Origin of the sequence: Streptomyces poriferorum (assembly GCF_019399235.1) — a bacterium.
Lineage (GTDB): Bacteria > Actinomycetota > Actinomycetes > Streptomycetales > Streptomycetaceae > Streptomyces > Streptomyces poriferorum.
Window position 1 is genome coordinate 1 of record NZ_JAELVH010000079.1, and the last position, 25077, is coordinate 25077.

Sequence of the window (25077 nt, forward strand, 5' to 3'; positions counted from 1 at the left end):
GATGCTTGTGGCGGTGGCGACGCCGACCAGGGCTGAGACGTAGAGGCGGGCGGACAGGGGTGCGGTCCGCAGGACGAGCAAGGCGCCGATCCCGATGGCGATGAACCCGTCGATGACGAGCGGGAAGGCGTAGGTGAGCGCCGGGTGGATGTGGCTGGCGGCGGCCATCTGCCGCAGGGCGTCATAGGAAAGCGCGAAGGCTGCCACGGCCAGCAGCGCCACGCCTGTGCGGATCGCTGCGGTCAAGGGCACCGGGGCAGGGGAAGGTACCGCGGTGGAAGTGGGAGAAGGCAAGGGGGAGCGCTCCAGGAGTACGGAGATGAGACTGGTGTGGCCCGGTCGGGGGTGAGAGAGACCCGTCGCAACTCGTCGCGTGCCTGGTCAGGGCAGGTACGGGTGCGGAGGTGACATCGAGTCGACTCGTCACCGGGTCCCGACCCGTCACCGCGCTGACCTGCGCGGAGACGAGTCGCGACGGGTCGTGCCGGGTCAGGCCCCGGTCGTCGTTTCGGGTGCGGGCTCCGGGCAGTAGCGTGCCCAGGAGTCGGTGAAATGCAGTAGGGCGTAGCCCCGGGCCTGGACGTTGCCATGGAAGCGGCGGGGTGCGGAGCTGATGCCGTACTCCTTGAGCAGGATCTGCAGGCCCCGAGGAGTCAGGCCGTTGGTGGTGTACTCCGGCCAGGGGGTCTCGGCGTCCTGGTTGAGGATGTCGAGGAGCCGGCTGGTGCGGAGAGCCGGCGGATTGCCTTCGATGGCGAAGGCGCGGCGGATGTCGGCCAGGAGGCGGATGCCGAGGCTACTGCTGTCCTGGTCCTGCTCGGCCTCGTGCTTGGCCATGACCCGGCAGGCTGTGCGGGCAAGGTCGGGCCACGTCCCGCCGGCGAGGTCGGCAACGGTCACCAGCGGCTGCCAGGTGTCGGCCGCGCGGTCTTCGACCGGCATGGCCGGTGTCAGCTCCATCGCCTCGGCGTGCAGCGGGGCCAACCAGGCGAGGAGCCGGTCGCGCAGCGCGTGGAGGGGCGGGGTGTCACGGAAGGTACGGAACTCCGCCACCTTCTCGCCCGGCCTGCGGCGCCGCATCCGGATGACAATCGACCGGTCCATGATCGTGTCCGGCAGGTCGCCGATGCCGGCGAGGGCTGCCATGGCGAACGTGGGGAACTTCGAGACCTCGTGGTTGGGTCCGGAAACCCGCAGGGTGGGGCGGTTACGCTGGTGCCCCGCGTTGAGCAGGCCGCGCATCTCCTCGTTCTTCTCCGCGACCTTCGCGGAGCCGAAGAGAGTGTCGGCCTCGTCGACCAGCAGGGTGGGCGGTGTGGCGGTGATCGACCGGAACACCGCGGCGGCTGACGCGTTGACCGTGATTAGCGGATCGTGGACGCTCTCGGTGATCACGTCCAGCAGCCGCGACTTGCCGCACCGCTTCGCCGGCCCGACCACAGCCAGGCGCGGGGCGTGCTGCCATGCCGTCTGCAGATGAGTCGCCGCCACCCACAACGTCACGGCCGTGAACGCTTCCTCGCTCGGCAGTACGACGTAACGGCGGATCTGCTCCAGCAGCTCCGTCAGCACCTGATCCCCCTCGGATACCGGGGCAGTCTCGGAGACGGCTGCGGGCGGCTTTCCCGGTGAAGCAGGGTGGCCCGTCGACTGGCCGGGTATGGCCACCGGCGGCCACGAAGGCTTGTCAGGGGTGGAATAGGGCTCGGTTGCCGCGTGTTCCACGGGGCAGCTCCTCGTCTGGCGGTGGTGGGCTTGCCTGCCCTTGCCGCCGGGTTGGTTCTTCCAGGGCCGTTCGGGGCTGCTCGGGCCTCCGGCGTTGCCTCGCCGGAGGCCCACTTCGTACCCCGAGGGAACACGGACCGTACGTCCACTCCTGCCGACAGTCCAGCGATTCTGTGTCAGCTCAACGCAGAATGCTTTGCTACGCTGCCGTCCCTTCATGCCGCCAGCCCGAGCAGATCCAGCAGATCTGCGGTCACGACGCGGTAGGCGTTGCCGAGCCGCAGGACCTTGCACGGGTACGCGCCCCGCTTCGCCAGCTCATACCCCTTGCTTCGGCCGAGGCCCAGGGCTCGATTGCTTGTTTCCAGGTCAACGGCTACCGGCAAGGCCAACAGGTCTTCCCGGCTCATGCCCTTGGGCTGTCCCCCTGTGGTGTTATCGCGCATGCGGCATCCCTTTCGGTGCAGCCCTCGGCGAACGTGGTCATCCCGTCCGGCTCCAGGCGTCTACCAATCAGCATCCTCAAGCTAATGTGTCTACATGACACAACGTCGTTCGGATGATGAAGAGGATGACTTCCCGGAGTGGGTGGACCGGGTCCAGGCAAACGTGGCCGGTGAGGTCCGCCGGAGAAGGCGGGAGATGGGGTGGAGTGCGCAGGATCTGGCCGATCGGTGCGAGGGGCTCGGGCATCCCATTCCCCGCAACGTGATTGCCAACATGGAGTCGGGCCGTCGGGCTGGCCTCCCGCTGGTCGACGTCATCGTCCTCGCCGCCGCGTTGGAGACGTATCCGGCCTGTCTGATCTTCCCGGTCGGTTACGTCGACCGGACGCAGGAACTCCCCCTCCAGGGCCTCGTGCCGACATGGGACGCTCTGCGGCGCTTCACCGGTGAAGAGGAAGTGTTCGGCCATGACTCGGGCCTCGTGCCCGACTTCGAAGTCCACACCAGCCTGGTGCGCACTGCCCTGGCCGCGATCGAGGAGGAGGAGCGGGCACGGTTCGCTGCCAAGACAGCGACCAGCCGCGCCCAGCAGGAAGAAGCCGAACGCCAGCGGACCGCATACGCCGACCAGGCCCTCTCCGCCAAGTACAAACTCCGCTATCTCCGCCGGGAACTCCGCGACGACGGAGCCATCCCACCCGATCTTCCACCCACACTCCACGACGTGGACCCGCCTGAATGGGCACCTGAGACCACCTCGGAGGTACGCCCTTGAAGGGCTCCACCCACCGCCGCTGCTACTGCCGCGACCCCAAGACCGGAAAGCCGCTCGGCAAGAATTGCCCCAAGCTCGCCGGCCGCAAGCACGGCTCCTACTCCGTACGCCAGGAACTCCCGCCCCGTGCCGACGGAACCCGCCGCTCGTTCAGCCGTGCCGGCTACGAGAGCCTCAAAGCCGCACAAGCCGAACTCGACCACATACGCGCGCTCCTCGGCCTTGCCGACGCCGACGACTCCGAAGGTCTGGATCAGATCGCCGAGTTGCTGGAAAAGGTGGCAGATGAGAAGGCCCCGCTGCCGGACATCGAGTCGACCCGTCGTCGGCTGAGCCACGGCTTGGACCTCACCAGTCGCCTCACGGTCGGCGACTGGCTAGATATCTGGCTGGCGGGCAAGAAGGGGCGGCAGAGCGCGATCAGCCGCGACGAGAGCAATATCCGTGTCCACCTCCAGCCGCGCATCGGACACTTGCGCCTCGACCGCCTGCGGGTCACTCACCTGTCGGAGATGTTCGAGGCCATAGCCGAGGCCAACGTCGAGATCGCCGAAGGAAACGCCGCACGGCGCAAAGCGGTCGAGGATCTCGCACAGATCCCCTGGAAGGGGCGCGAGCCGCGCTCCCGCCGTAAGGCGATGAAAGCGGCCATCGCAGAGATGGAGCCCTACCGTCGGATCGTCGGTCCGGCAACGCGCCAACGCGTTCGCTCCACACTGCGTGCTGCGTTGAACGCCGCGATCGCTCAACAGTTGATCACCTTCAACCCGGCCTCCCACGTCGAGTTGGAGGCGGGCAGGCGTCCCAAGGCACTCGTGTGGACCGAGGAGCGCATCCTCCACTGGAGGCGCACCGGAGAGACACCCTCGCCGGTGATGGTCTGGACGCCGGAACACACCGGCCTCTTCCTCGACCATGTAGCCGAGGACCGGCTGTACGCGCTGTTCCACCTGGTCGCCTTTCGTGGGCTACGGCGAGGTGAGGCATGCGGTCAGAGGTGGACCGACACGAACCTGGAGGCCGGGCTTCTCACGGTCGCCAAGCAACTCGTCGTGAATGGCTGGGAGGTGTACGAGGACGACCCCAAGACGGACGCCGGAGCGCGCACCATCGCCCTCGACGCCGACACCGTCCAGGCACTCAAGCGGCACCGAGCCCAGCAGGACAAGGACCGCGAGAAGTGGGGGAGCGCCTGGGCGGAGACCGGAAGGGTCTTCACCCGCGAGAACGGAGAACTGCTCCACCCTGCCAACGTCACGCGGCGATTTATCGAGCTGTACGAGGAGATCGGCCTCCCGCCGGTCCGGCTCCACGACCTCCGTCACGGTGCCGCGACTCTGGCTCACGCAGCAGGTGCCGGCCTGAAGGACATCCAGGAGATGCTCGGCCACTCCTCGATCACCATCACGTCGGACACGTACACGAGCCTGCTCCCCGAAGCGGATCTGGCAATCGCAGAGGCTGCGGCCCGGCTCGTGCCGCGAGCGCGCACAACCCCCGAGAACATCGCTCCCGAGGCGGAGGCCGAGCTCGACGACGCGGAGTCTGCCGACGCGGAATCCGTGCCGGATGGTGCTGATCCGTTGGGGGAAATCCGGGAGATCAACTTCCCGTCCGCTCACGCACCGCTCACGCAAACGGCCCCGGACGAGAAGTCCGAGGCCGAGTAAGACTCCTCGCTGGGGGAGAAACCCCAGGTCAGAGCGGTAACGCGTTGTGCCCCCGGCAGGATTCGAACCTGCGACACCCGCTTTAGGAGAGCGGTGCTCTATCCCCTGAGCTACGAAGGCGGGGCTTGTCGAACCTTGCCGGAGACCCCTGGGGGAATGCCGGGGCGGAGTGAGACAAACGCCCTGGTCATGCGGCCTTGCGGCGGTGCCTGGGCAGGGGTCCGGTAGGACACTTTCCCGGGCAGGCGCACTCAAGGTCGACTGACCGCTGACAGCCTAGCGGATGGGGGTTGTGGAGGTCGCCCCCGTTGTCGCTGTGCGCCGCCATCGGCTCGTGGTGTGCCCTCTGACCTGGGATGTTCCCCGTGGGGAGTGTGGGGTGGAGCCGGTGCGATCAAGGTGTCGGGTGTAGGCGCGGGGAGGCGGGTGGTGTCGGACCGTGCCGGGTGCGTCCGTTCCTCCGGCCGGCTGTCGGGCTCGCCCTCCCGGACGGGCACTGTCACACAGCGGCCATTCCGTAAGGCTGCGGCCAGTCGCTCCTTCCACCCAGCTCCTTTGCCGCCTGGTGAGGCCAGTACGGATTGCGGAGCAGTTCTCGCCCCAGCATCACCGCATCGGCCTGCCCCGAGGCCACGATGCGTTCCGCCTGACGCGGATCGGTGATCAGCCCGACAGCGGAGACCGGAGCGCCGGTCCTGTGTCGCACGGTCGCGGCGAAGGGAACCTGATAGCCGGGCGCCACCGGCTTTCCGATCCCAGGAGCCACGCCTCCGGAGGAGATGTCGAGCAGGTCCACGCCGCGAGCCAGGAGTTCGCCGGAGAGGCGCACGGTGTCCTCGATCGTCCAGCCGGACCCGGCGCTCACGTCGGTTCCGCCGGTTACGCCGGTTCCGTCCAGCCAGTCCGTAGCTGATGCGCGGAAGAAGACCGGAAGGCTGTCCGGCCAGACGGAGCGCACGGCGTCGGCCACCTCCAAGGCGAATCGGATCCGATGGGCGAACGATCCGCCGTACCGGTCCCGCCGTTGGTTCGTGAAAGGTGAAAGGAACTCGTGGATCAGGTATCCGTGTGCGCCGTGCACCTCGACCACCTGGAAACCCGCGTCCAGGGCGCGTCGTGCTGCTTGCGCGAAGGCCTCGATCACTTGGTGGATCTCGTGGATCGTCAGTTCGTTGGGCTCGAGGTGTCCGGCCCCGTACGGCAGGGGGCTCGGGCCCACCGGGCGCCATCCGCCGTGCTCCGGCGCCAAGGGCGCGCCGCCGTCCCACGGGCGAGCTGTCGATGCCTTTCTCCCGGCGTGTGCCAGTTGGATTCCGGGCACTGATCCGAGGTTGCGGAGGCTGTGTGCGATGCGCTCGAACGCTTTCTGCTGACGGTCGTTCCACAACCCGAGATCCGTCGGCGTGATCCGGCCTGCCGCCGTCACGGCTGTTCCTTCGGTCATGATCAGCCCTGCCCCGCCGACGGCTCGCGTCGAAAGGTGGGTGACATGCCAGTTTCCCGGTGTCCCCGTGTGCTCTCCGGTCGCCGGCGCGGAGTACTGGCACATGGGAGCCATCCACACCCGGTTGCGTATCTCCAGGGAGCGCAGGACGAGGGGTTCGAACAGCGCGCTCACGCGGCATCGTCCGTCCGGGGTGCGGAACTTCCGGTCGCGCGTACGAGAGCGTCGAGTTGTCCGCGGTCCACTTTCCCTGACGGGCCGAACGGGAACTTCGGGAGTACGTGCAGCAGCTCCGGCAACTTGGCACGTTCCAGACCGCGTTCGGTGAGCAGGAAACGCTGAAGTGCGGGCAGGGTCAGAGGCTCCGCCCCCGGCATCGGGGCCACGAAGACCGCGAGGCGTTCGCCGAGCAGCGTGTCCGGTACGCCACGGCAGACGGCGCCGGCCACTTCGGGGTGGGACGAGACGTGAAGTTCGACCTCGGCCGGGCTGATGTTGAGACCGGCTCTGATCACGATGTCCTTCTTACGGCCCGTGAGCCGGAGTCTTCCGTCGGGGGCCATGGCCCCCAGATCCCCGGTGCGCACCCAACCGCCCGGAGCGCGGTACCTGCGGTTGAGGTCGGGGTCGTTCACGTAGCACAGGGGCGTGATGGGGCCACGCGCCCAGATCTCGCCGGTATGGCCCGGGGGTACGTCGGCGCCGTTCGCGTCGACGATCCTGAGGTCCACGATGGAGGGATCCGGTCGCCCCGCCGTGCTGTCCACGACCTCGGCGGGATCATCGGGCCGCGTATGGGAGTTGGCGCCGTCCGCCGACCCGTACACGGTGGCGACCGTGGCGCACAGATCACGCCGCAACCGGGCGGCGGTCTCCGGCTGGAGTTGCGCGCCGCCGCTGACGACGCAGCGCAGAGAGGACACGTCGGTGTTCGGCAGCGCCGGATCGGTGAGGATCTCCTGGTACATCGTGGGTACGCCCACCAGATGCGTGGGACGTTGTCCGGCCACCATGCGCAGGGTGGCCGCGGAGCTGAATCGTGGAGTGACGAGCACGGTCGCGCCCAGCACACACAGTGCGGCAAGCCCGACCGAGCCGAAGGCCGAGGCCAGGGGGACCATGCACAGCAGTCGCAGGGGTTCCTCGTCGTCGGCGTGCAGGTTCCGCAGCAGACGTCCACGGCCGGCGGCGAGCGCGTTGTGGGAGTACGCCACGAGTTTCGGGGCTGCCTCCGTGCCGGACGACACGATGATGCGCACGGCCGAGTCGGGATCCGGCGACGCCCGTAGGAGCCGGGCCGCATCCGGGGCCGGGCTGTGCCATACCGGTTCCAGCGCTCGCATGCCGGGCAGCGGCCGGCCATCGACGTACACGTGCCGCAGTTCGGGCAGGTCCGCGCGGAGGTCGTCAACCGTCCGCGCGTAGTCCTGGTCCCCGACCGTACGGGTGATGAGCGCAGCGACCGCCCGGGACCTTCCCAGGATGGCCATGGTGTCCTGGCGCCTGCGGCCAAGGGGATACGGGAGGCAGACGGCTCCTGTCGCGGCAAGGGCCAGGTCCGCGGCGAGTGCTCTCCATCCATTGGCCAGGTTGACCGCGACGACGTCACCTCGGCGGACACCTCGCCGGCTCAGTTCGGCCGCCAGAGCCGTCGCGGCGCGCAGGAGCTCCGCGTACGAGGTGGTGCTGCTCGGCTCCACCACCGCGATGGCTTCGGGGTGTTCGCGCGCCCTCTCGCGGAAGAGGTCGAACAGGGGGCGCCCGGGATAGACACCCTGGGCCTTCCAACGGCGGCGTAGTTCGGACGGCACGAGGTCGGGCAGCTGCACGGTCATGACAGAAAACTCCAAGGTGGTGCCACCAGCGCACATGCGCCATGACGGACGTCCGCCCGTAAGGCCGGTTCCCGGGCGACCGCTGCGAGCTCCTCCTGTACGAGGACCGCCTTGATTCCGCTCCTGTCGAGGTCCTCGATCCAGCTCCGGGCCGGGCGGGTCCTCAGGCCGGCGGCGACGGCGCGGCGCAACTGCGGTTCGGACAGGCCGGCCGGAACGTCCAGGGCCTCGCCCAGCAGCTTCAGCCCGTCGACAGCCGGGAGTGACAGGGCGATGTACCCCGTTGCCGTGCGGTAGGGGCCTTCCGCTCCCGGGTCCGTACGCGCGGACAGGGCGTGGCCGGTTGTCGGGCGTTGGAGCACCGATGCCGCGGACAGCAGGGAGCTGTCCACCCGTTGTGGCCCTCCGCCGAGTTCGCGTGCCAGCAGGCCGGCGAGGATGCCCTCGGCCGATACCAGTCCGCCCAGTACGTCGAGCACCGTCATCAGCGTGGGCCGGGGCCGGTCCGCGCCTTCGGCCATCTCCCAGGCCAGGCCGGAGCGGGCCTGGACCATGAAGTCCGTACCCGGAAAGAGGTCCGGAGCCGACGAGGACCCCCATCCCGAAGCGTGGGAGTACACCAGGGACGGGTTGGCCGCGCAGAGGGTTTCGGCATCGAGCGCGAACTCCTCGGCCTTGCCGGGCGCCCAGTTGTGCAGGAAGACATCGGCCTTCAGGGCCAGGTCGCGGACCGTGCGCCGCCCCTCGGCGGTCTTGAGGTCCGCCTCGACCACGGTCTTGGATTCGTTCAGGGCGAGGAACCGGGCAGAACAGTCACCGACCACCGGCTCCGCGCATCGCTGCGGGTCGCCGCCCGGGGGTTCGACGCGTACCACTCGTGCGCCGAGCATCTGCAGGACGTGCCCGGACAGCGGGCCCTGTATGCGTCGTGTCGCTTCCACGACGGTGATGCCCCGTAGCGGCTGTTCAGCCGTGGGGAGGACTGCCGGGGTGTCCGAGGGAGCGCGTTCCGTGCCCAGCGGGCGCAGACTCCATGGCGCCGGGGGCGGTCCGTCGTCCTCGTACCGCTCGGCCGCCGTACGCATGCGGCAGACACTGAGGCCCGTCCGGGCTCCGGCGACGGCGATGTCCGTGAAGTCGTGCGAGCCGAGTGTCCGGTGCAGGAGCGGAGGCAGCGGTGCGACGGCCGCGGCGTAGCGGTTCACGAAGGACGTCCAGCCCAGCGAGACCTCACGGCATCGCAGCCCGAGGTCGGCCCAGAACTCCCGCCAGGGGGCACTGTCCAGGGTCTCCAGTTCGAACCAGACGCCATCACGGCTCAGGAACGGCGGTCCTGGTCTTGTTCCGCTCGTGTCCGGACGGGCCGGTGGTCCCGCCGATTCTGCTGCTTGTGCTGCTTGTGTCGATTGTGTCGCTTCATCGGCTTCTGATGCGTCCGCTACGGTCGCAGCTGCCAGGTACTGCGAGACGCTCAGCAGCGCCGCACTGGAATGGGCCGTGCGGACCCGTTGCAGCGGCGCCCCTCGCACCCGGCCGATCATCGCCGCGAGCACCGCCTGCACTGCGAGAACTCCGGTGCAGGTGGAGACGTAGTCGATCGGTATTCGGCGTGGTTCGTGCCATGGGCGGCCGTTCACCGCCATCAGGCCCGCCATGGCCTGGAACGCCGTCTCGCCGAGCGGGGACTCCGGAGCATCCGGGAACGGAAGTACCTCGCAGAGCAAGGGAGGCAGGCCGTCCTCGGGTACCAGCGTGAAGCACTCCCGTGTCACGTGCTTCATGGTTCGGGCGCCGGGCCGATGCCTGGCGCCGAGCAGACCGAGATGGTGGAGAGCGACTGCTCCTGCCCGTCCCACCGCCGTACCGCTGACCGTGACTCCGGCCAGTGGGGTGGCCCGTGGGTCACGGATCCGCGCCGGCGTGACGCTCCGGTCGACAGCGGGAGCCACGTTCACGCGTCGCTCCCCACCGGGCGGCCGGCGCCCAGGAACGAGAACCGCTGATGCTCCGGGACCGCGCCCCGTTCGGCTGCGAGCCGCGCGAACGCCTGCATGCCGACCAGGTGCCGTGCCGTCAGGTCGAACGACAGACGCCGGAAGTAGTCGGCTGCCTGATGTGGTGTGACCGTGGTGCCGAGCATGGTGACATCGCGTGCGACGGTGTCGAGATGGGCCTCGCTGTGGGCGCGTGCCAGTCGGAGACCACGCGCCAGTTCGTCGACCTCGGCCGGATGGCGCTCGGCGAACTCCCGTCGTACGGCCCACACCGCGAACACCATCGGGAGACCGGTCCACTCCTTCCACAGCCCGCCGGTGTCGTGGACCTCGACGCCGAGACGCGGCCCGTCCTCCAGGTACGCGCGCAGGGCCACGTCTCCGATGAGCACACCGGCATCGGCGTGGTGCAGCATGGCGGAGAGCGTCGGGACGCACGGGGTGTACCGAGGACGGACGCCGATGCGCTCCTCCAGCAGCATCTGGGCCAGGAGCACCGTGGTCCGGCTCGTGGTGCCGAGGCCGACCGGCCGGTCGTGCAGGTCCCGCAGCGGCACCTTGCTGACGATGTTGCAGGAGTGCACCGGGCCGTCGCAGCCGATGGCGAGGCCGGGGAGCAGGAGCAGGCCCCCGCTGTGCCGGAGGTACTCGGCCACGGTGATGGGGCCCGCGTCGAGCCGGCCCTCCACGAGGTCCTCACTCAGCTTGTCCGGGGTGTCGATGTGCAGCGAGACCGTGGGCAGGAGGCCCGTCCTGCGCAGTGACCACAGGAGCGGGTAGCTGTTGAGGAACGAGATGTGACCGAGGCGGGGCCGGGTGCCGGTCATTTCCGCCCCCACGCCTGAGTGAGGGCCGGTGCCAGGTCCCAGAAGTCCACGTCGTGCATCAACGAGGTGAAGTCCTCGTACTCCTTCGTGGAGAGGTATCCCCTGCCCAGGAGCTGCTCCCTCGACATGTCCACGGTGAGCCGCCAGAAATCGGCGAGGTCGCTGCCTCCTCTGATGTGCTGGGTGACCGTATGCGCGTCGAGGTCCCGCAGGCCGTGGCACCCGAGCGCGGACGGATAGTTACGAGCCCATCTGCTGTCGGTTCCGATGGTGTCCCGCACCAGGTCACTCCATCGCAGCAAGGCCTTGCGGTACCCGGCGTTGGGGGAGCTGTCGACGGGGAACCACGAGAACGACTCGACCATCAGCACACCGCCGGGGCGCAGCCACTGAGTGATCCGTTTCAACACCTCGTCCCGTTCGGGGAGGTGGTTGAGTACGAAGCGGGCGTGGATCAGGTCGAAGGACTCGGTGGGGAAGCTGTCCCGCGTCACGTCGTGAACGATCGGCAGGAGGTTCTCGTCCTGCCCGGGCTCCAGCGCCGAGACATCAAGATCCGTGGCCACGACCTGGGTCGGCGCGGTCTGTCCGCAGAGCCAGCGCGCCATGGAACCACCGCCGGCTCCGATTTCCAGACAGCGCATGCCGGGCCGGACGCCGATGGCGGCCAGCGTCCGGACCGAGAGCGGGTCGAAGACCTCGCCCAGCAGCCGCAGGCGCCTGTACTCCGGTGTGTCCCGGACGAAGAGGCTCTCGCCGTAGCGCTCCCTGGAAGTACCGGCTGCGGGGGCGCCGTTCGTTCCGCCGGTCACCAGGCCACCGGTCCGTCCTCGTCGAAGAAGCCACCCGTTGGTCCGTCCTTGTCCAGCGTGGCCAGGTCCACGACCACGCGTGCGCCCTCCTCGACCGTGCGGGTGCCCTGGTGGCCGTTCAGGTCGGTTGCCACGTAGCCGGGTGTCGCGGAGTTGATCTTCAGAGGGGTTCCGGCGAACTCGCGGGCGTAGTGCAGCGTCAGCGAGTTGAGGGCCGCTTTCGAGGAGTTGTACGCCAGCAGCGCCCGGTGCGGGGCGGCGAGGTCCGCTGCCTTGGCCAGTGAACCGAGCCTGCTGGAGAGGTTGACCACCCGTCCGGCGTTCGAGGCGCGCAGAAGAGGCAGCATGGCGTGGGTTGTCGCGATCACGCCGAGGACATTGGTGCGGTAGATCCGCTCGGCCATGGCGGACGTCGTCGCGCTGGGCGCGATGTCGTCCTCGACGATGCCCGCGTTGTTGACGAGGACGTCGAGCTGTCCGAACTCGGCGGTGACGTGCTTGGCGGCGGCCGACGCGGATGCCTCGTCATCGACGTCGAGCTGGACGAAGTGGGCGTCGATACCGGACTCCCGTAGCTCGTCGACGGCCCGTGTGCCCCGGGAACGGTCGCGGGCACCTGCGAGTACGGTCATGCCGCGGAGGCCCAGTTGGCGTGCCACCTCGCGGCCGAGCCCCTTGTTGGCTCCGGTGATCAGTGCGTAGGTCCGGCCTGTTTCAGCCACGATGGCTCCTTGCGTCTTGTGGGGCGCCGTGCGCCGCCTTCCGGGAAGTGATCAACTCGTCCGCGTAGGAGCGGCCGGCGGCTTCGAAGTCGAGCAGTGCGTGGCCGGCCGCGGTGGTGATGTCGCGCCAAGGACGCTGGAAGCGGGATTCCGACTGCCCGCTGGTTCCGACCAGCCGGTAGAGACGGGACACGGCGGTGGAGATCAGGTCCATCGCCAGGGCGGCGTCCCGTGCGTGGCGCGCCACCTCGGGGCGGGTCATGACGCGGCCGCGGTCGGCTCCGGATGCCACCCGGTCGACGAGGAGACGCGCGGCGTCCACTTCGCCCGTGGAGCGGGCGAACGCGATGCGCGCGGCCTCCGTGGGCGCCTTCCCGGAGGTTCCCGCCCCTCGAAGCCGCTCCGCCCAGGCGGCCAGGGCCGCGGACGCGGCGCCCAGCGCAGGCGACACGAAGCAGAGCGGGGTCACGGCCGCGGACGGTGCGGCCAGCCGACGGTACGGCGAGGACGTACCGCCGGCCGCCGGCCGTCGGGGGAAGGACAGTTCCTTCGCGACGAACGCTCCCTCGACCCGGACCGTGTCACTGCCCGTGCCGCGCATGCCCGGGGCCGACCAGGTTCCGGTGATCTCGTACTCGCGCCGGGGGACAGCGAAGAACCTGACCTGCTCGCCGCCGCCCTCGGCCGCCCTCCCGGCCAGCAGTGCCCAGTCGGAGAAGGAGGCGCCGCTGACGTACTGCCACCTTCCGGAGAGAAGCCACCCCCCGGGCGCCGGCAGAGCGCGTCCGGAGGGGGCCACCGCACCGGAGAGGCGAGCGTCCGCGTCGTTGCCCCAGACCGCCCTTTGGCCTTCCTGGGGCAGAAACCCCGCCAGCCGGCCGAAGTTGGCGAAGACTGCCGCGACCCACGCGGCGGACGCGCAGCCTTCGCCGACGGCGGCGACCGTAGTGACCAGGGTGGTGAAAGTCCCGTCGAAACCGCCCCATCCGGGGGGTACGAAGAGCCGGTGAAACCCGGCGTCCGTCAGTGCCGCTACGGTCTCCGCCGCGAGTCGGCCGTCGCGATCCGCGGCATCGGCCCCTTGCGCGGCGAGCGAGGACGCGGCCGGAACGGCGTCCAGCAGGTCCCTCTCGGAGGACGTCCGTCGTAACCGGGGCGCCTCGGCCTCCTTCGGGCGGTGCAGTTCAGCGCTCGGACACATGCGCGCGGGCCCCGTCAGTAGATGCCGAACACACGGCACGGTCCGGCGAAGCCCTTGCGGTGCTTGATGAGCCCGACCACAGCGGTGGCGCCGAGCTCCGGCACGGTGGTCAGGTTCGCGATGTTCTCCACCCCGTAGCGCATGTCCCCGAGGACGATGCGGTGCGCTCCCGGGTCGTCCACCTGGAGGTTCTTCGAGGCGTCGAGGCTGGGGGTGTCGGTGCCTGCGGCGACGATCGCGCGCTCGCTGACCAGCAACTCCGCCGCGTCGAAGCCCAGGCCGGGGAAGTGCGGCACGCCGGCGGCATCCCGGTTGATGTAGGCACCGGGAGTGTTGATCCGGTCGCACCAACCCGAGTCCATGACGACCAGGGCGCCCGGCGGGATCCGGCCGTGACGGCTCTCCCACCTGAGGATGTCGTCGGCGGTGAGCGTGGTGTCGTGGTCCTTGGCGGCACGGTCCCCTATCCGGATGACGCAAAGGGGTGCGATGAAGCGGTCGATCGGAATCTCGTCGGTGTACATCGGCCCGTCCTCGAGGTGGGCGGGACCGTCCACGTGGGTGCCGGTGTGCTCGTCGATCTCCAGCTTGTTCGCGTTGAACCCCTCGCCGGCCACATCGGCGAAGTGGTCGATGTTCGGCTTGAGGACGATCGGCTCCAGCACGGGGAAGTCGTTGCCGAAGGTGTGCGTCAGATCGCTGACGCGGCTGCCGCTGATGAGAGGTGTGGCGCTGCTGGGCTGCGGGGTCGTCCGCGGCGTGTCCTGGGAGTCGGCGGCGTGGTCGGCGCAACTGTGGCCGGCCTCTCCGTAGACCTGTTCCATGACCTTGGGGCTGCACATGACAAGCTTCTCCTTCGGGCGTGACGGGCGGGGACAGGGACGGCGGCCGGCGCGAGCGAGGAGGCTGGTGGGCCCCTCGGCTTCGGCCGGCCGCCGATGCCGGACAGGTCAGGACGCGGTGGGGTCCACGACCCGGGTGCCGCGGATCAGCCAGGCAGGGCCTTCGGCGATGTGCCCGATCCGCTCGAAGAACTTGGCGAAGTGCGGACCGGCCATGTGCTTGTCGAAGCCGGCCGCGTCGTCGTACACCTCGTCCAGGTAGAACCGGTTGGGGTCGTTCTCGTCCACCACCAGCTCGAACCGCTGGGTGAACGGCTCGTCCACGGCGGAGTCACGTGCGTCCGCGTGGCAGGCGGCTATGAACTCTTCTCGCCGGTCGGGCTGTACGTCGAAGGCGACGGCAACGTGGTACATGCGTTCTCCTTGGGAGTGAGGGAAGGGTGGTCAGTCGACCAGTGCGGGCGGTTGGGCCGCCGGCTGGTGCGTGGCACCGGACTGGCGGGAGCGCGGACGCACTGCCCGGCTGCGGCTGGAGCACAGGCCGAGGATCAGCTCGGGCAGGGTGAAGGCGGCCAGCAGGACGAGGGAGACCGTCCATCCGTCGGTGGCTCCGTGCAGGAGGCCCAGCAGAAGCGGCCCCGCGATACCGCCGACGAGGTAGCCGATGGTCTGCACCATGCCCGAGAGCTGAGCCGCGACCTGAGGGCTGGGGGACCGAAGGCCGATGAAGGTGAGGGCCATGGCGTGTCCGGCCCCCAGGGTGATGCCCAGGATCACGACCCAGAGGGCGGCGATCCCCGGCGCCCAGAGCAGACCCAGCAGGCTGACTGCGCCGGCGACGGCGATGGCGACGACGATGGGGGAAGTCCCCTTGCGTCCGACGAGGATCGGGGCGAAGAGCGCACCGGGCACACTCACCAGCATGGCCAGGGAAAGCAGCGCTCCGGAGGTGGCGTTGCTGTATCCGAAGTCGGCGAGGATCGTGGGCAGCCAGCCCAGGGCCGTGAAGTAGACCAGCGCGCGCAGCGCCAGGTACCCGGTGACCTGCCACGCCATGGCGTCACCCAGCAGGGATCCGGCGGCCGCGGAGCCGGAGGCGGGCGCGGGACGGCCGGCCCGGCGGGCGAGGGGAAGCCACACGATCAGGCCGAGCGCCGCGGGGATCACCCACAGGGCGAGCGAGCCGCTCCAGCTGTCCGTGGCGTTGCGCAGGGGGACGGCGACGCCTGCCGCGAGTGCGGCGCCGGCGCTGAGCACCGCGGTGCCGATGCCGGTGTACAGGCGCACCCGGTCAGGGAAGACGCTCTTGATGACAGCCGGCATCAGCACGTTGCCGATGGCGAGTCCGGCGCCCGCCAGAGCGGTTCCGAGGAACAGTGCCCAGGCGGCCTCGTCGAGCCGGACGAGAATTCCGGCGATCAGGAAGACGAAGCCGAGCACCAGGGCGCGGGGGGTGCCCATCCGGCGGGACAGGGCCGGGGACACCGCAGCGAAGACACCCAGGCACACGACCGGCAGTGTCGTGAGGACGCTCACCGCCGAGTCGGACAGCCCGACGGACTCCTGGATGTCGTCGAGTAGGGGGGAAACGCTGCCGACGGCAGGCCGAAGGTTGAGGGCCAGCAGGGTCAGCCCCACAGTCATGGCCACTGCGCTCGGACGGGCGCCTGAACGGTGGTCGGACACGGAGCTCCTCCTTGTCTGAGGTATACGGATTCGATCTATTGGATGCTTCCTGCTGACCATAAGAGATCTGATGCATCGCAGTCAATCCATGGAGCTCGGTGGACGATTGGTTGGCTGAGACCTGACCCCCGCTCGGTCGCTGGGGCTGTCGGGCCGGGTGTCGGGCCGGGGTGCGGGAACGACGGAGCCCCGGGTGACGTTTCCGTCGTCCCGGGGCTCCGAAAGTGGACAAGGGCCGTCCCGCCAGGAATTGCGGGACGGCCCTCAGGGGCTTCTCCGCTCAGCGCGGGATGAGCCCGTCTGTCAGTGTGGCGCAGGCGGCCTGCAGTTCGGCTTCCAGGTCGCCCTCGCCGACGGGCTTGCGTGCCCATCGGAACAGGGCGCCGAGGTAGACGTCGCGCAGCAGATGGCCTGCCAGCTCGGGGTCGACGTCCTGAGGGATCTCGCCACTCTCTCGCCCCGCCTCGATGAAGCGGCTGAACATGTGCGCGGTGTGCGGCTCTTCCTCCAGAGGCGCTCCCGCGCGCACCCACGCGGTCAGCAGGGCCTTGGTCTGCGCCGAACTGTCGAGCGTGATCCGCGCGAGGATGCTCATGCAGTGCGACAGGGTGAGGCGGATGTCGGCGCCCTCGGAATTCTCGAGCCCTTCCGAATCCAGCCCCTCGCGCAGGCGGGCCTGCCGCCGCTCGCTCCACTCGCCGATGATGTCTTCTTTGCGCTGGAAGTGGTTGAAGAAGGTGCCGCGTGCGACGTCGGCCCTCTCGGTGATCTCTTCGACCGTGGTCTGGTCGTAGCCCTTCTGGGTGAACAGCTCCAGGGCGGCTTCGTAGATGCCGTTCTTGACGCGCATCTTGTTACGCTCCCGGCGCCCCAGCGGCTGCGCCGTGGCGGGAGAAACTGTCTCGACCATCTTTGACTCCAGTAGCGCACGGGACGGCGTGCACGATCCGGCTGCCGTGGTTCACGGTGTCGCGCGCCCCGGCCGCACCCTTACAGCATGTCCACTTGTATCACGATCCATGAATGATGAGTAGTGCAGTCTTGGTCTATGGTTTACCCATCGCGGGGGTGCTTGGGCACCCCCGCGACCTGGGGCTATCCGCAGCTCAGGGAGCGGGCTGCAGCGAACTCACGTGGGTGACCAGCTCCTTCAGGGCGCTGTTGCTCAGCAGACGGGAGAGCGCGACGTCCCGATCGGTGGCATGCCGGAACCTGATGCGCAGTTTGGCCGCGCTCAAGGAGTCGATCCCGTAGTCCCGCAGCGAGCGGCGTGGGTCCAGCCGCTCGACAGGGAGCCCCAGAACGTGTGAGACCTGCGCCAGGAACAAGGCGCCCGCGTCTTCGGGGACCGCGAGCGGCGGCCGCTGGTCGCCGGCACGTGGCGAGGGGATCGCGCCCAGTGGTTCTGCCGGCCCGCCCGCCGGCTTCCCCGCGGAGGGGTGCGCCGTCGTTGCGGGGAAGCCGGCCACCGCTCGCGGCAGACGGGTTCGCACAGGGCGTGGCCTCCCCCACGTACGAGTGGCTGCCGCCAGGCGTCGGGCCGACTTGCGGACCGTGCTCGAAAGGCCGTATCCGTCAGGGACGCCCCCACGGAGCGGGGGCGCGACACGGCGCAGTTCGATGCCGCCGAACTCGGCCACCGGCAGACCCTGCGAATCGAGCACCGAGACGTGAGCCACGGCAGTGCGGCCGGAATCCCCGGGAGTCAACAGCGCACGTACCCAGACGTCACCGGTGAGAGGCCGGTGGAACCTGACGCGCCCGAAGGACGTGACGGTGTACGCGTTGTCCGCCACGCAGGCCAGGAGCACCAGCAGGCAGCTCTCCCACGCGGCGTGCGATGAGGTGTGCGGGCTTCTCACGAGGGCGACAGCCTCGCCGTCACGGTGCCACAGGCGTTGCAGGGTCTGTATGCGGGGACCGATGGCGTACCCGCGACTGATGAGGTCCTCGGTGAACTGCGCCGACGTCCGCGGAGTCCGGCACCGGGCGAGGGCGGCATCCAGCCGCCTCAACGACTGCTGCTGGTCGACGGCGTCCTCGTCCTCGACGCGGACGTGGGCGACCAGTGCCGTACGCGAGGCGTCATGCGCCGTGCGGACCGTGGCGACCGTCCTGCCGGGTGTGGCCACGACGTGGACTCGCAGGATCGTTTCACCTTCCTCCGACGGTTCGGCCATCTCCTTGACCTCGGCCTGTTCCAACGTGACGGTGCCCCCGCCGGCCGTGGCGCTCACCGCTTCGTGGAGCGCGGCCAGATGAACGACCGGTGGAATGGCCTGGAGGCCGTGCAGGCTCACCATCGCGTCGGTCAGGTCCGTCGTGATGTCGGCGGTCCGGCCGCCGGCCTCGTCCGGAGTACGGGGCACGGCTGTCTCGCGACGGAGGAACTCGCGGTCCCACGAGTAGTGGGGCAGGGGCGTCTGCCGGGCCTTCCCCCTGAACCAGCGTTCCCAGTCGACACTGCCTCCCATGGCGAAGAACGCTCCGAGCGAGCGGGCCAGGAGGAGAGGCTCCTCGCACGACTTCCTTGTCGTGGAGGAAACGGCACCGGACGCGGCACCTGCCTCCCGCACCACGTCATCGATCGCCATCTGGAGAACGGGGTGCGGGCTGACCTCGACGAAGGCGTTGTCGCCCTCCTTCACCAAGTGCCTGATGCCGTCGAGGAACCGCACGGGCTGCCGCAGATTCTCCATCCAGTACCCGGCGTCCAGCTCGGCCCCGCCGAGAAGGGTGTCGCGAGCGGTGGAGTAGAGCGGGACCGCTCCGTCGACGGGGGCGATACCGGCCAGCGCGGCCAGCAGGTCGTCACGGAGCGGATCCATGGCAGGCGAGTGGGACGCGACATTGACGCGGACGATCCGGTGGAAGACCCCGGCCTGCTCCAGGCGTTGGCCGATGCGGCGCAGCGCGGCGGCGTCTCCTGCCAGGATCGTGGACGAGGGGGCGTTCTCGGCGGCGACGCATACGTCCTTCTCGGCGGCGACGAGGTCCGCGGCCTGCTCGGCGGAGACGTCCGCCGACATCATCGCGCCCTGCCCCACGGTGCGACGCATCAGTGCGCTGCGTCGGCAGATGACTGCGGCGGCGTCCGCCGGCGCCAGGGCGCCGGTCACCGTTGCCGCCGCGACCTCGCCCATGCTGTGGCCGGCACACACCACCGGGTCGACGCCCATGTCCTGCCACGTGGCGGCAAGCGCCACTTCCATGGCCCACAGGATCGGCTGGACTTCGGCGATGTCGTCCCCGATGACCCCGTCAGTAAGGGCTTCGGTGACCGAGCGGCCCGTCTCGGCCCGAACGAGCTCGTCACACGCGTTGATCGCGGTCTCGAACGCCGGTGTGGACCTCAACAGGGACTGCCCCATGCCGGCCCATTGCGATCCCTGCCCGGGGAACACGAACACCGTGCGTTTGGCGCCTCCGAAACCCGCCTCCCCCAGGCCCGCCCGGTCGCTGTCGCCGCCCTGTGCCAGCGTCCGGAGTGCCTGAGCCACGTCTTCGTGGTCGGTGCCCGTGGCCCACAGCCGGTAGGGGTGTGCGTCTCGATGGAGTGCGGCTGTCGCGCAGATGTCCCACAGCGGCAGCTCGCTGCCGGCACCGCCCGGCGAGAGGAAGCCGGCGTAGTCACTCGCCAGGCGGAGCAGCGCCGTACGGGAGCGGGCGCTGAGCACGAGCAGATGAGTGGGCCTGGCCGGAGGGAGCTCCGTGTTGCCGTGCTGCGTACCGGCTTCCCTTCCCGCGGCCTCGGCCACAACGACATGCGCGTTGGTGCCGGACAGTCCGAAGGAGCTGACTCCGACGAGAGTGCGCTCCCTGTCAGCGGCCAACTCCTCGTTGTGAGCGACGACTTGCACCGCGCCCGCCGAGTCCGTCAGCGCGGCCTGAGGTTCCCGCACGTGCAGGGACCCGGGAATGACGCCGTGGTGGGCGATCAGAACCGCCTTGATCAGCCCGGCGATTCCCGCGGCCGCCTCGGTGTGCCCGATGTTGGACTTGACCGACCCGGTCCTGAGCGGACCGTTCCGCGGACCGCGCTCCCGGGCGATGGCGGCGAGGGCGCGCAGTTCCACCGAGTCGCCGACCGGCGTCCCTGTTCCGTGCGCCTCGATGTAGTCGAGCTGCTCCGTCGTGACGCCGGCATCACGGCACGCCCGCTCTATCAAGGTGACCTGGCCCGCTTCCGAAGGCTTGATCAGGGATCCGCTGTCACGCCCGTCGTTGGTGACCGCGCTTCCCGGGAGCAGCGCCAGGACGGGGTATCCGGCCGCTTCGGCGTCGCATAACCGAGCCAGCACCACTACGCCGACGCCCTCGCTGCGCACGAAGCCGTTGGCGGCGATGTCCCCGAACTTGCAGCGCCCCTCCGGCGAGAGCATCGCCGCCTGCGAGTAGGCCACGGCGTCGAGCGGCGACAGGATGAGGTTGACCCCACCGGCGATGGCGAGATCGGTTTCCCCGGTGAGCAGCCCCTGTCGTGCCATGTGTACGGCCACCAGTGAGGAGGAGCAGGCGGTGTCGACCGTCAGGCTCGGCCCGCGAAGGTCCAGATCGTAGGAGACGCGGCCGGAGCCCATGGCCCGGATGTGGCTGCCGGTGGCTTCGCGCAGGTCATGGGTCTCGACGTGGTTCTCGTGCGCGTAGTCGGCCGTGGCCTGGCCTATGTACACGCCGGTGGCCGTACGCGCGAGCGCACTCGGGAGGATGCCCGCGCCTTCGAGGGCCTCCCGGACCACAGGCAGCAGCAGCCGGTGCTGGGGGTCCATGCTCGCCGCTTCGGCCGGGGAGATCTCGAAGAACCCCGGGTCGAAGGCGAAAGGGTCGTTCAGGAAGCCGCCGTGCCGGCTGACCGTGCGCCCGGGTGTTCCCGGTTGAGGCGCGTAGACGGACTCGATGTCGAAGCGCTCTCGAGGGACGGGCGTGACGCAGTCCCTGTTCCCGACAAGGTTGGACCAGTACTCCTCGACGCTCTCAGCTTGGGGTAAACGGCACCCCATCCCCACTACGGCGATGGTCGTTCCTTCTCTGCCTACGCCCACGTCAAAGCCCCCCTATGGATTCCCGGTGTGGAGAAGAACGCACGAGTGGCGCCGCCCCGGCAGCGCCAACAAGGGGATCGTAGTTCAAGCGTGGACCTCAGGCCAGTATTAGTTTCTGATACAACGATTGACTCGAACCGGCCACGTGGCGCAATCGCGAGGTGCGCATCGACAGGGAATTGATCCTTGAGTAGAAACTAATACTCTAGACTAAGAAGCGACCGAGGTCGTAACATGAGCCGCAGTCAACCCATGCTGGAGCCACGGCAGTCCGCTGCGGTTCGGCTGTACGAGCGAGGAGGGTGAGCCCCGATGGTTTCGCGCACAGCCCGCCCGATGCCCCCGTTGAGCGGTGCGCCCGTGTACCGGGAGCGCACCGACGCCGGGGGGCAACAAGGAGCACGCGCTCCGGCGTCCCTACTGCAGGAACTGGTGCGAAGTGCCGCCCGGTTGCCCTCGTTGGCGGCGAAGTACGAGCGCCACACCGCTCGCGACGACGTCGCGTTGCGGGACCTCCCGGTGCTGACCCAGGAAGAGCTGGCGGCAGCGACCCAGGAGGCGATCGCCCTTCGCGGAGATCGTCCAGGCCTGCTCTGGGCCCACGGCGGGACGCTGGAGGCACCCGGCCTCAGCCTCTTACCCGAGGGAATGTTCGCCTCCGAGATCCATCGCGCCTGGAACCCGATCGGACCCCAGGACGTCGTGGCCAACCTCCACCCCTCCGGCCGGCTCCGCCCCGACCACTACTTCTTCAATCGCTTCGCCGCCACGGCGGGGGCCACGGTGCTCCCCGTCGGCGATCTGCCGGAGGGCGACGCCGACAACTGGCTGGCCTTTCTCGCCAGGCAAGGGGTGACCGCGGTGGCGGCACCGCCACAGACCCTGGCGCGCCTGCTCAGCAACGTCGCCGCAGGTCGGCCGATCCCCTGGCTGCGAACCCTCCTCCTGGGCGGGGCGGCCCACGACACCACGCCCGACGCCCTGCTCGCCGCCCACTTCCCCTACACCGATACCTGGCGCCTGTACGGCACGCCGACCTCGTGGGTGATCGGCCGGCGTGGTCCACAGTGCCTGGCGGACGTCTACCACCCTCTGCCGCACCAGCTGGTCGAGGTGGTCGACGGCCGAGTCCTGCTCACTACGCTCAGTTCCGCGCGCGTTCCTCCGCTGATCCGGTACGAGACCCGGGAACGTGCCGAGTTCACGCATTGCGCATGCGATCACCGGAGCCCCGCCCTCAGGGTGTTCGGGCCCACGCCCCCCTTCTTCCGCTTCCGCGGACGCACCATCGACGCCCGGGAACTGGTCGCTCTGGCGACGGCGTGCGGCGAGGTCGCGGAGGCCGAAGTCACCGTCACTCCGGAGGGGTGGATCCGGCTGCGGGTCCGCCTGGCTCCGGATGCCGTCGACGACCACCACAGCGTGGCCTGGGTCAGGTTCCAGGTTCTCGAACGCCATCTCGTGCTCGCCGGCTGTGTCGCCGAGCTGCCGGAGGCATTCGAGGTCGTCCCGGTGGACCAGCCGATCGGAGCGCTCCCGCCGGCCTCGGGGGAGTTCTGAAATGCCGGACCAAGTGCCGGGCGAAATGCCGGACGAAGCGCCGGACGCGTCATCGATGAAAGACACCGTACGCACGAGAGGAAAAGCCATGTCCGAACAGCCCAGCACCATGAAGGACGCGATCACGGCGCAGGCCGAGGACGAGATACTCGTCGCGGTGCGCGCGGTGGCTCCCGAACTCGACGAGATGATCAAGGCCGAGCCGCTGCCGGAGGGCTGGATCGCGGGCTGGGACGTGGCGGGAGTGGTCATGCGGGCCGCGCCGGAGGGATTCAGCCCTCAGCCGGGTGATCGTGTTGTCGGAGTGGCGACCGGAATGCAGTGGGCCCCGTGCATGGCGCTGCCCACGGAGTACGCCACGGTGCTGCCCGACTACGTCAGTTTCGAGCAGGCGGCGGCCCTGCGCGTCGCGGTGCTCACGGCTCTGCGCCTGGTGCGCAACGCAGGGGTCATCCGTGAGCGGCACGTGCTGGTCACGGGAGCCGGAGTGGGTGTCGGGCGTCTCCTCGTCGAGCTGCTGTCCGCGTTGAACGCGGAGGTCACCGCCGTGGTCGCCGACCAGGAACAAGCGGTGCAGGCGGTCGAGTTGGGGGCCGTCCGCGCCGTGACGGACATCGCGAGCATCGCAGGCTCGTTCGACATCGTGTACGAGGCGGCCGAAGGCGTCTTCGCGGCGGCCGAGAGGGGCCTCGTGGCGGACGGCGGCACCGTCTATCTCCACGAGAGCTTTGCCGCTCACCCGGAGGACATCAGCTTCTTCAGGTTCTTCGGCGGCGCGGAGCAGGCCGGGCTGCGGCACTTCGTCTTCCGCGCGGCTACGCCGGAGGACCGCGGCCTCGCTCAGCTCCTGGACCTGATGACCACGGGCGAGCTGTCGCTGGGCTCGACCCGGAGCGAGGCGAAGGCCACCGCCTGAGCACATGTGAAGGGGGGGTGCGGCTGCGAAGCTGCACCCCCCTTCACGCGAACCACCGGGTCAGCTCGCTGTGCAGTCGGTCCAGGTCGCCTGCGTGGCCGTGTGCCGCGATGTGCCCGTCCGGCCGCACGAGGTAGTAGCCCTGCTGGCGGCATCCCGTATCCGTATGCGCGGATCTGGCCGACAGGTCGACGGCCCGTACCTGCGGCCAGGCGGACACGAGCGCTCGCGCCTGCTCGCGCCAGGTCGCCGCCTCACCCCGGCAGGTCACCACCAGCGTCCACCCCGCGGGTTCCTCGCGGGTCCCCACGAAGCCGCCGGGAACGGAAAGGGAACGCGGGAAGACCGCACCGACGGTCAGGCCGCCGGGGAGCCGCGAACGGAGGTGGCAGGAGGTCCGCCCGGCCGGCAGCTGGGTCTCCCGCGCAGCCGGGTAGGCGAGCCGCCGCCCCGCCATCACCGGCGCGTAGAGCCGGAACAGCCCGGTGCGCTCGGCGACCCGGAAGGCGGCATCCCGGGCCATGACCGCTGTGGGGTGCTTGACCAGCCAGCCCCGCGTCTGGATGTCGGTGTCCCGCACCACGCGGCGGGCCACCGCGGCGCGCTCGGGTCCATAGGTACGCAGTACATCGGAAGGAGCCTTCTCGTGCAGGACGGACGCGATCTTCCAGGCAAGGTTGTGGGCGTCCTGGATACCGGTGTTGAGTCCCTGGCCGCCGGCGGGGCTGTGCACATGCGCCGCGTCGCCGACGATGAACACGCGGCCGAGCTGGAACTCGTCGGCGTGGCGGGCGTGGATGCGGAAGTCCGAGACCCAGACGGGATCCGTCAAGGTGACCCCGGCCGGGCCTCGTTCGTCCACGATCTGCTGCATGCGCTCCACGGTGACCTTCTCGCCCGCCGGCAGGCTGCAGAAGAACCTGAACACTCCGCCGGGCAGCGCCACCACCACCAGTGCCCCGGCGGGCGACTGGTAGTAGAGGGCCTGATCCGGCGGCAGGAATCCCTTGATGTGGGTGTCGACCAGGGCGAAGGCGCTCTCGTACGTGTTGCCGGAGAAGCCGCCGCCGAGCAGGCCCCGAACGGCGCTTCCGGCACCGTCGGCGCCTATCACGAAGCGGGCGCGGGTCCGCTCGATGCGGCCGTCCTCGTGCTCGAGCACCGCGGTGACATCCTCGGTCCCCTCTATGCGGCCGGAGAAGTCCAGGCCCTCCAGGGTCAGCAGCCGTACGCCCCGCTCCACCTTGGCGCCGAGGCTCTCCATCCGCTCCCGGAGGATCCGCTCGGTCTCGTTCTGCGGAAGGCATACGGGGCTGAGGTGCTGCGGGAAGTCGAAGCTGGCCAGGAGCCGGCGCTCGGAGAAGTAGCTGAAGGCGTTGATCTGGGTTCCCGCGTCACGCAGTTCCCCGAGTACGCCGAGGTCCTCGAAGAGGTCGATGCTCCGCGGCCAGACCAGCAGGGCCTTCGGGAAGGGCGAGGGGGCGGGGGCGCGGTCGATGATGCGCGTGCGTACGCCTCGGCGCAGCAACTCGCAAGCGGCCACCATGCCGCTCGGGCCGGCGCCCACGATCAGGACCTCG

At 69.5% G+C, this 25077-nt stretch carries 20 protein-coding genes and 1 tRNA gene; 4 read left to right on the top strand and 17 right to left on the bottom strand.

The features are described from left to right. The 3 genes from JGS39_RS16180 to JGS39_RS16190 form a co-directional block, all read right to left on the bottom strand. Nucleotides 1–294, bottom strand: a 294-nt coding sequence (locus JGS39_RS16180) for a DUF2637 domain-containing protein (protein WP_219569799.1), incomplete at its 3' end; no start/stop codon positions are given. A gap of 195 nt (nt 295–489) precedes the next feature. Then, on the bottom strand, nt 490–1725 hold the full coding sequence (locus tag JGS39_RS16185; protein WP_219569800.1) for a DUF3631 domain-containing protein: 1236 nt from the start codon (nt 1723–1725) through the stop codon (nt 490–492). Between the two features lie 215 nt (nt 1726–1940). Next, on the bottom strand, nt 1941–2171 hold the full coding sequence (locus JGS39_RS16190) for a hypothetical protein (protein ID WP_103492428.1): 231 nt from the start codon (nt 2169–2171) through the stop codon (nt 1941–1943). Nucleotides 2172–2265: 94 nt separating this feature from the next. On the opposite strand from JGS39_RS16190, the gene JGS39_RS16195 reads away from it, so the two are divergent. Both JGS39_RS16195 and JGS39_RS16200 read left to right on the top strand, forming a co-directional pair. Beyond that, nucleotides 2266–2946 carry a helix-turn-helix domain-containing protein gene (locus JGS39_RS16195; RefSeq protein ID WP_219569801.1) on the top strand — a complete coding sequence of 227 codons (681 nt, stop codon included), beginning with the start codon at nt 2266–2268 and terminating at the stop codon, nt 2944–2946. Next, nucleotides 2943–4616 (top strand): site-specific integrase, encoded by a 1674-nt coding sequence (locus JGS39_RS16200; RefSeq protein ID WP_219569802.1) that lies wholly within the window; start codon nt 2943–2945, stop codon nt 4614–4616. The genes JGS39_RS16195 and JGS39_RS16200 overlap by 4 nt, the downstream gene beginning before the upstream one ends. A gap of 47 nt (nt 4617–4663) precedes the next feature. Here JGS39_RS16200 and JGS39_RS16205 read toward each other — a convergent pair. The 13 genes from JGS39_RS16205 to JGS39_RS41690 all read right to left on the bottom strand — a co-directional run bounded on the left by JGS39_RS16205 (nt 4664) and on the right by JGS39_RS41690 (nt 21021). After that, nucleotides 4664–4736 (bottom strand) — tRNA-Arg (locus JGS39_RS16205). A gap of 379 nt (nt 4737–5115) precedes the next feature. Then, the gene (locus tag JGS39_RS16210) at nt 5116–6234 is read right to left on the bottom strand and encodes an NADH:flavin oxidoreductase/NADH oxidase (protein WP_219569803.1); all 1119 of its coding nucleotides are present in this window, start codon (nt 6232–6234) and stop codon (nt 5116–5118) included. Continuing rightward, entirely contained in the window at nt 6231–7895 is a 1665-nt protein-coding gene (locus tag JGS39_RS16215; RefSeq protein WP_219569804.1) for an AMP-binding protein, read from the bottom strand. The genes JGS39_RS16210 and JGS39_RS16215 overlap by 4 nt, the downstream gene beginning before the upstream one ends. Then, nucleotides 7892–9676 (bottom strand): CoA transferase, encoded by a 1785-nt coding sequence (locus JGS39_RS16220; protein ID WP_219569805.1) that lies wholly within the window; start codon nt 9674–9676, stop codon nt 7892–7894. Before JGS39_RS16220 ends, JGS39_RS16215 begins: the two co-directional genes overlap by 4 nt. A gap of 170 nt (nt 9677–9846) precedes the next feature. Continuing rightward, entirely contained in the window at nt 9847–10716 is an 870-nt protein-coding gene (locus JGS39_RS16225) for a menaquinone biosynthetic enzyme MqnA/MqnD family protein (RefSeq protein WP_219569806.1), read from the bottom strand. Then, on the bottom strand, nt 10713–11528 hold the full coding sequence (locus JGS39_RS16230) for a class I SAM-dependent methyltransferase (RefSeq protein ID WP_219569807.1): 816 nt from the start codon (nt 11526–11528) through the stop codon (nt 10713–10715). Before JGS39_RS16230 ends, JGS39_RS16225 begins: the two co-directional genes overlap by 4 nt. Further along, on the bottom strand, nt 11525–12250 hold the full coding sequence (locus JGS39_RS16235) for an SDR family oxidoreductase (RefSeq protein WP_308120452.1): 726 nt from the start codon (nt 12248–12250) through the stop codon (nt 11525–11527). The genes JGS39_RS16230 and JGS39_RS16235 overlap by 4 nt, the downstream gene beginning before the upstream one ends. Further along, nucleotides 12243–13451 (bottom strand): acyl-CoA dehydrogenase family protein, encoded by a 1209-nt coding sequence (locus JGS39_RS16240; RefSeq protein ID WP_219569808.1) that lies wholly within the window; start codon nt 13449–13451, stop codon nt 12243–12245. Before JGS39_RS16240 ends, JGS39_RS16235 begins: the two co-directional genes overlap by 8 nt. A gap of 14 nt (nt 13452–13465) precedes the next feature. Continuing rightward, nucleotides 13466–14293: a cyclase family protein gene (locus JGS39_RS16245; RefSeq protein WP_219569809.1), complete on the bottom strand. Its 828-nt coding sequence runs from the start codon at nt 14291–14293 to the stop codon at nt 13466–13468. Between the two features lie 108 nt (nt 14294–14401). Then, on the bottom strand, nt 14402–14707 hold the full coding sequence (locus JGS39_RS16250; protein ID WP_219569810.1) for a putative quinol monooxygenase: 306 nt from the start codon (nt 14705–14707) through the stop codon (nt 14402–14404). Nucleotides 14708–14737: 30 nt separating this feature from the next. Further along, nucleotides 14738–15979 (bottom strand): MFS transporter, encoded by a 1242-nt coding sequence (locus tag JGS39_RS16255; protein WP_219569811.1) that lies wholly within the window; start codon nt 15977–15979, stop codon nt 14738–14740. A gap of 280 nt (nt 15980–16259) precedes the next feature. Then, the gene (locus JGS39_RS16260; RefSeq protein WP_219569812.1) at nt 16260–16889 is read right to left on the bottom strand and encodes a TetR/AcrR family transcriptional regulator; all 630 of its coding nucleotides are present in this window, start codon (nt 16887–16889) and stop codon (nt 16260–16262) included. Nucleotides 16890–17085: 196 nt separating this feature from the next. Then, a complete protein-coding gene (locus JGS39_RS41690) occupies nt 17086–21021 on the bottom strand; it encodes a type I polyketide synthase (protein WP_219569813.1) in 3936 nt (1311 codons plus the stop codon). Between the two features lie 432 nt (nt 21022–21453). Between JGS39_RS41690 and JGS39_RS16270 the strand changes: the two genes are divergently transcribed. Next, on the top strand, nt 21454–22581 hold the full coding sequence (locus tag JGS39_RS16270) for an acyl-CoA synthetase family protein (protein WP_219569814.1): 1128 nt from the start codon (nt 21454–21456) through the stop codon (nt 22579–22581). A gap of 88 nt (nt 22582–22669) precedes the next feature. Beyond that, the gene (locus JGS39_RS16275) at nt 22670–23497 is read left to right on the top strand and encodes an MDR/zinc-dependent alcohol dehydrogenase-like family protein (protein ID WP_219569815.1); all 828 of its coding nucleotides are present in this window, start codon (nt 22670–22672) and stop codon (nt 23495–23497) included. A gap of 43 nt (nt 23498–23540) precedes the next feature. On the opposite strand, the gene JGS39_RS16280 is transcribed toward JGS39_RS16275, so the two are convergent. Beyond that, on the bottom strand, nt 23541–25077 hold a 1537-nt coding region (locus JGS39_RS16280), incomplete at its 5' end, for an FAD-dependent monooxygenase (protein WP_219569816.1).

Coding starts and splice junctions, on each gene's coding strand:
- JGS39_RS16190 (WP_103492428.1), bottom strand. CDS start 2,171: ATGCGCGATAACACCACAGGGGGACAGCCCAAGGGCATGAGCCGGGAA.
- JGS39_RS16195 (WP_219569801.1), top strand. CDS start 2,266: ATGACACAACGTCGTTCGGATGATGAAGAGGATGACTTCCCGGAGTGG.
- JGS39_RS16215 (WP_219569804.1), bottom strand. CDS start 7,895: ATGACCGTGCAGCTGCCCGACCTCGTGCCGTCCGAACTACGCCGCCGT.
- JGS39_RS16220 (WP_219569805.1), bottom strand. CDS start 9,676: ATGAAGCACGTGACACGGGAGTGCTTCACGCTGGTACCCGAGGACGGC.
- JGS39_RS16225 (WP_219569806.1), bottom strand. CDS start 10,716: ATGACCGGCACCCGGCCCCGCCTCGGTCACATCTCGTTCCTCAACAGC.
- JGS39_RS16240 (WP_219569808.1), bottom strand. CDS start 13,451: ATGTGTCCGAGCGCTGAACTGCACCGCCCGAAGGAGGCCGAGGCGCCC.
- JGS39_RS16245 (WP_219569809.1), bottom strand. CDS start 14,293: ATGTGCAGCCCCAAGGTCATGGAACAGGTCTACGGAGAGGCCGGCCAC.
- JGS39_RS16250 (WP_219569810.1), bottom strand. CDS start 14,707: ATGTACCACGTTGCCGTCGCCTTCGACGTACAGCCCGACCGGCGAGAA.
- JGS39_RS16260 (WP_219569812.1), bottom strand. CDS start 16,889: ATGGTCGAGACAGTTTCTCCCGCCACGGCGCAGCCGCTGGGGCGCCGG.
- JGS39_RS16275 (WP_219569815.1), top strand. CDS start 22,670: ATGTCCGAACAGCCCAGCACCATGAAGGACGCGATCACGGCGCAGGCC.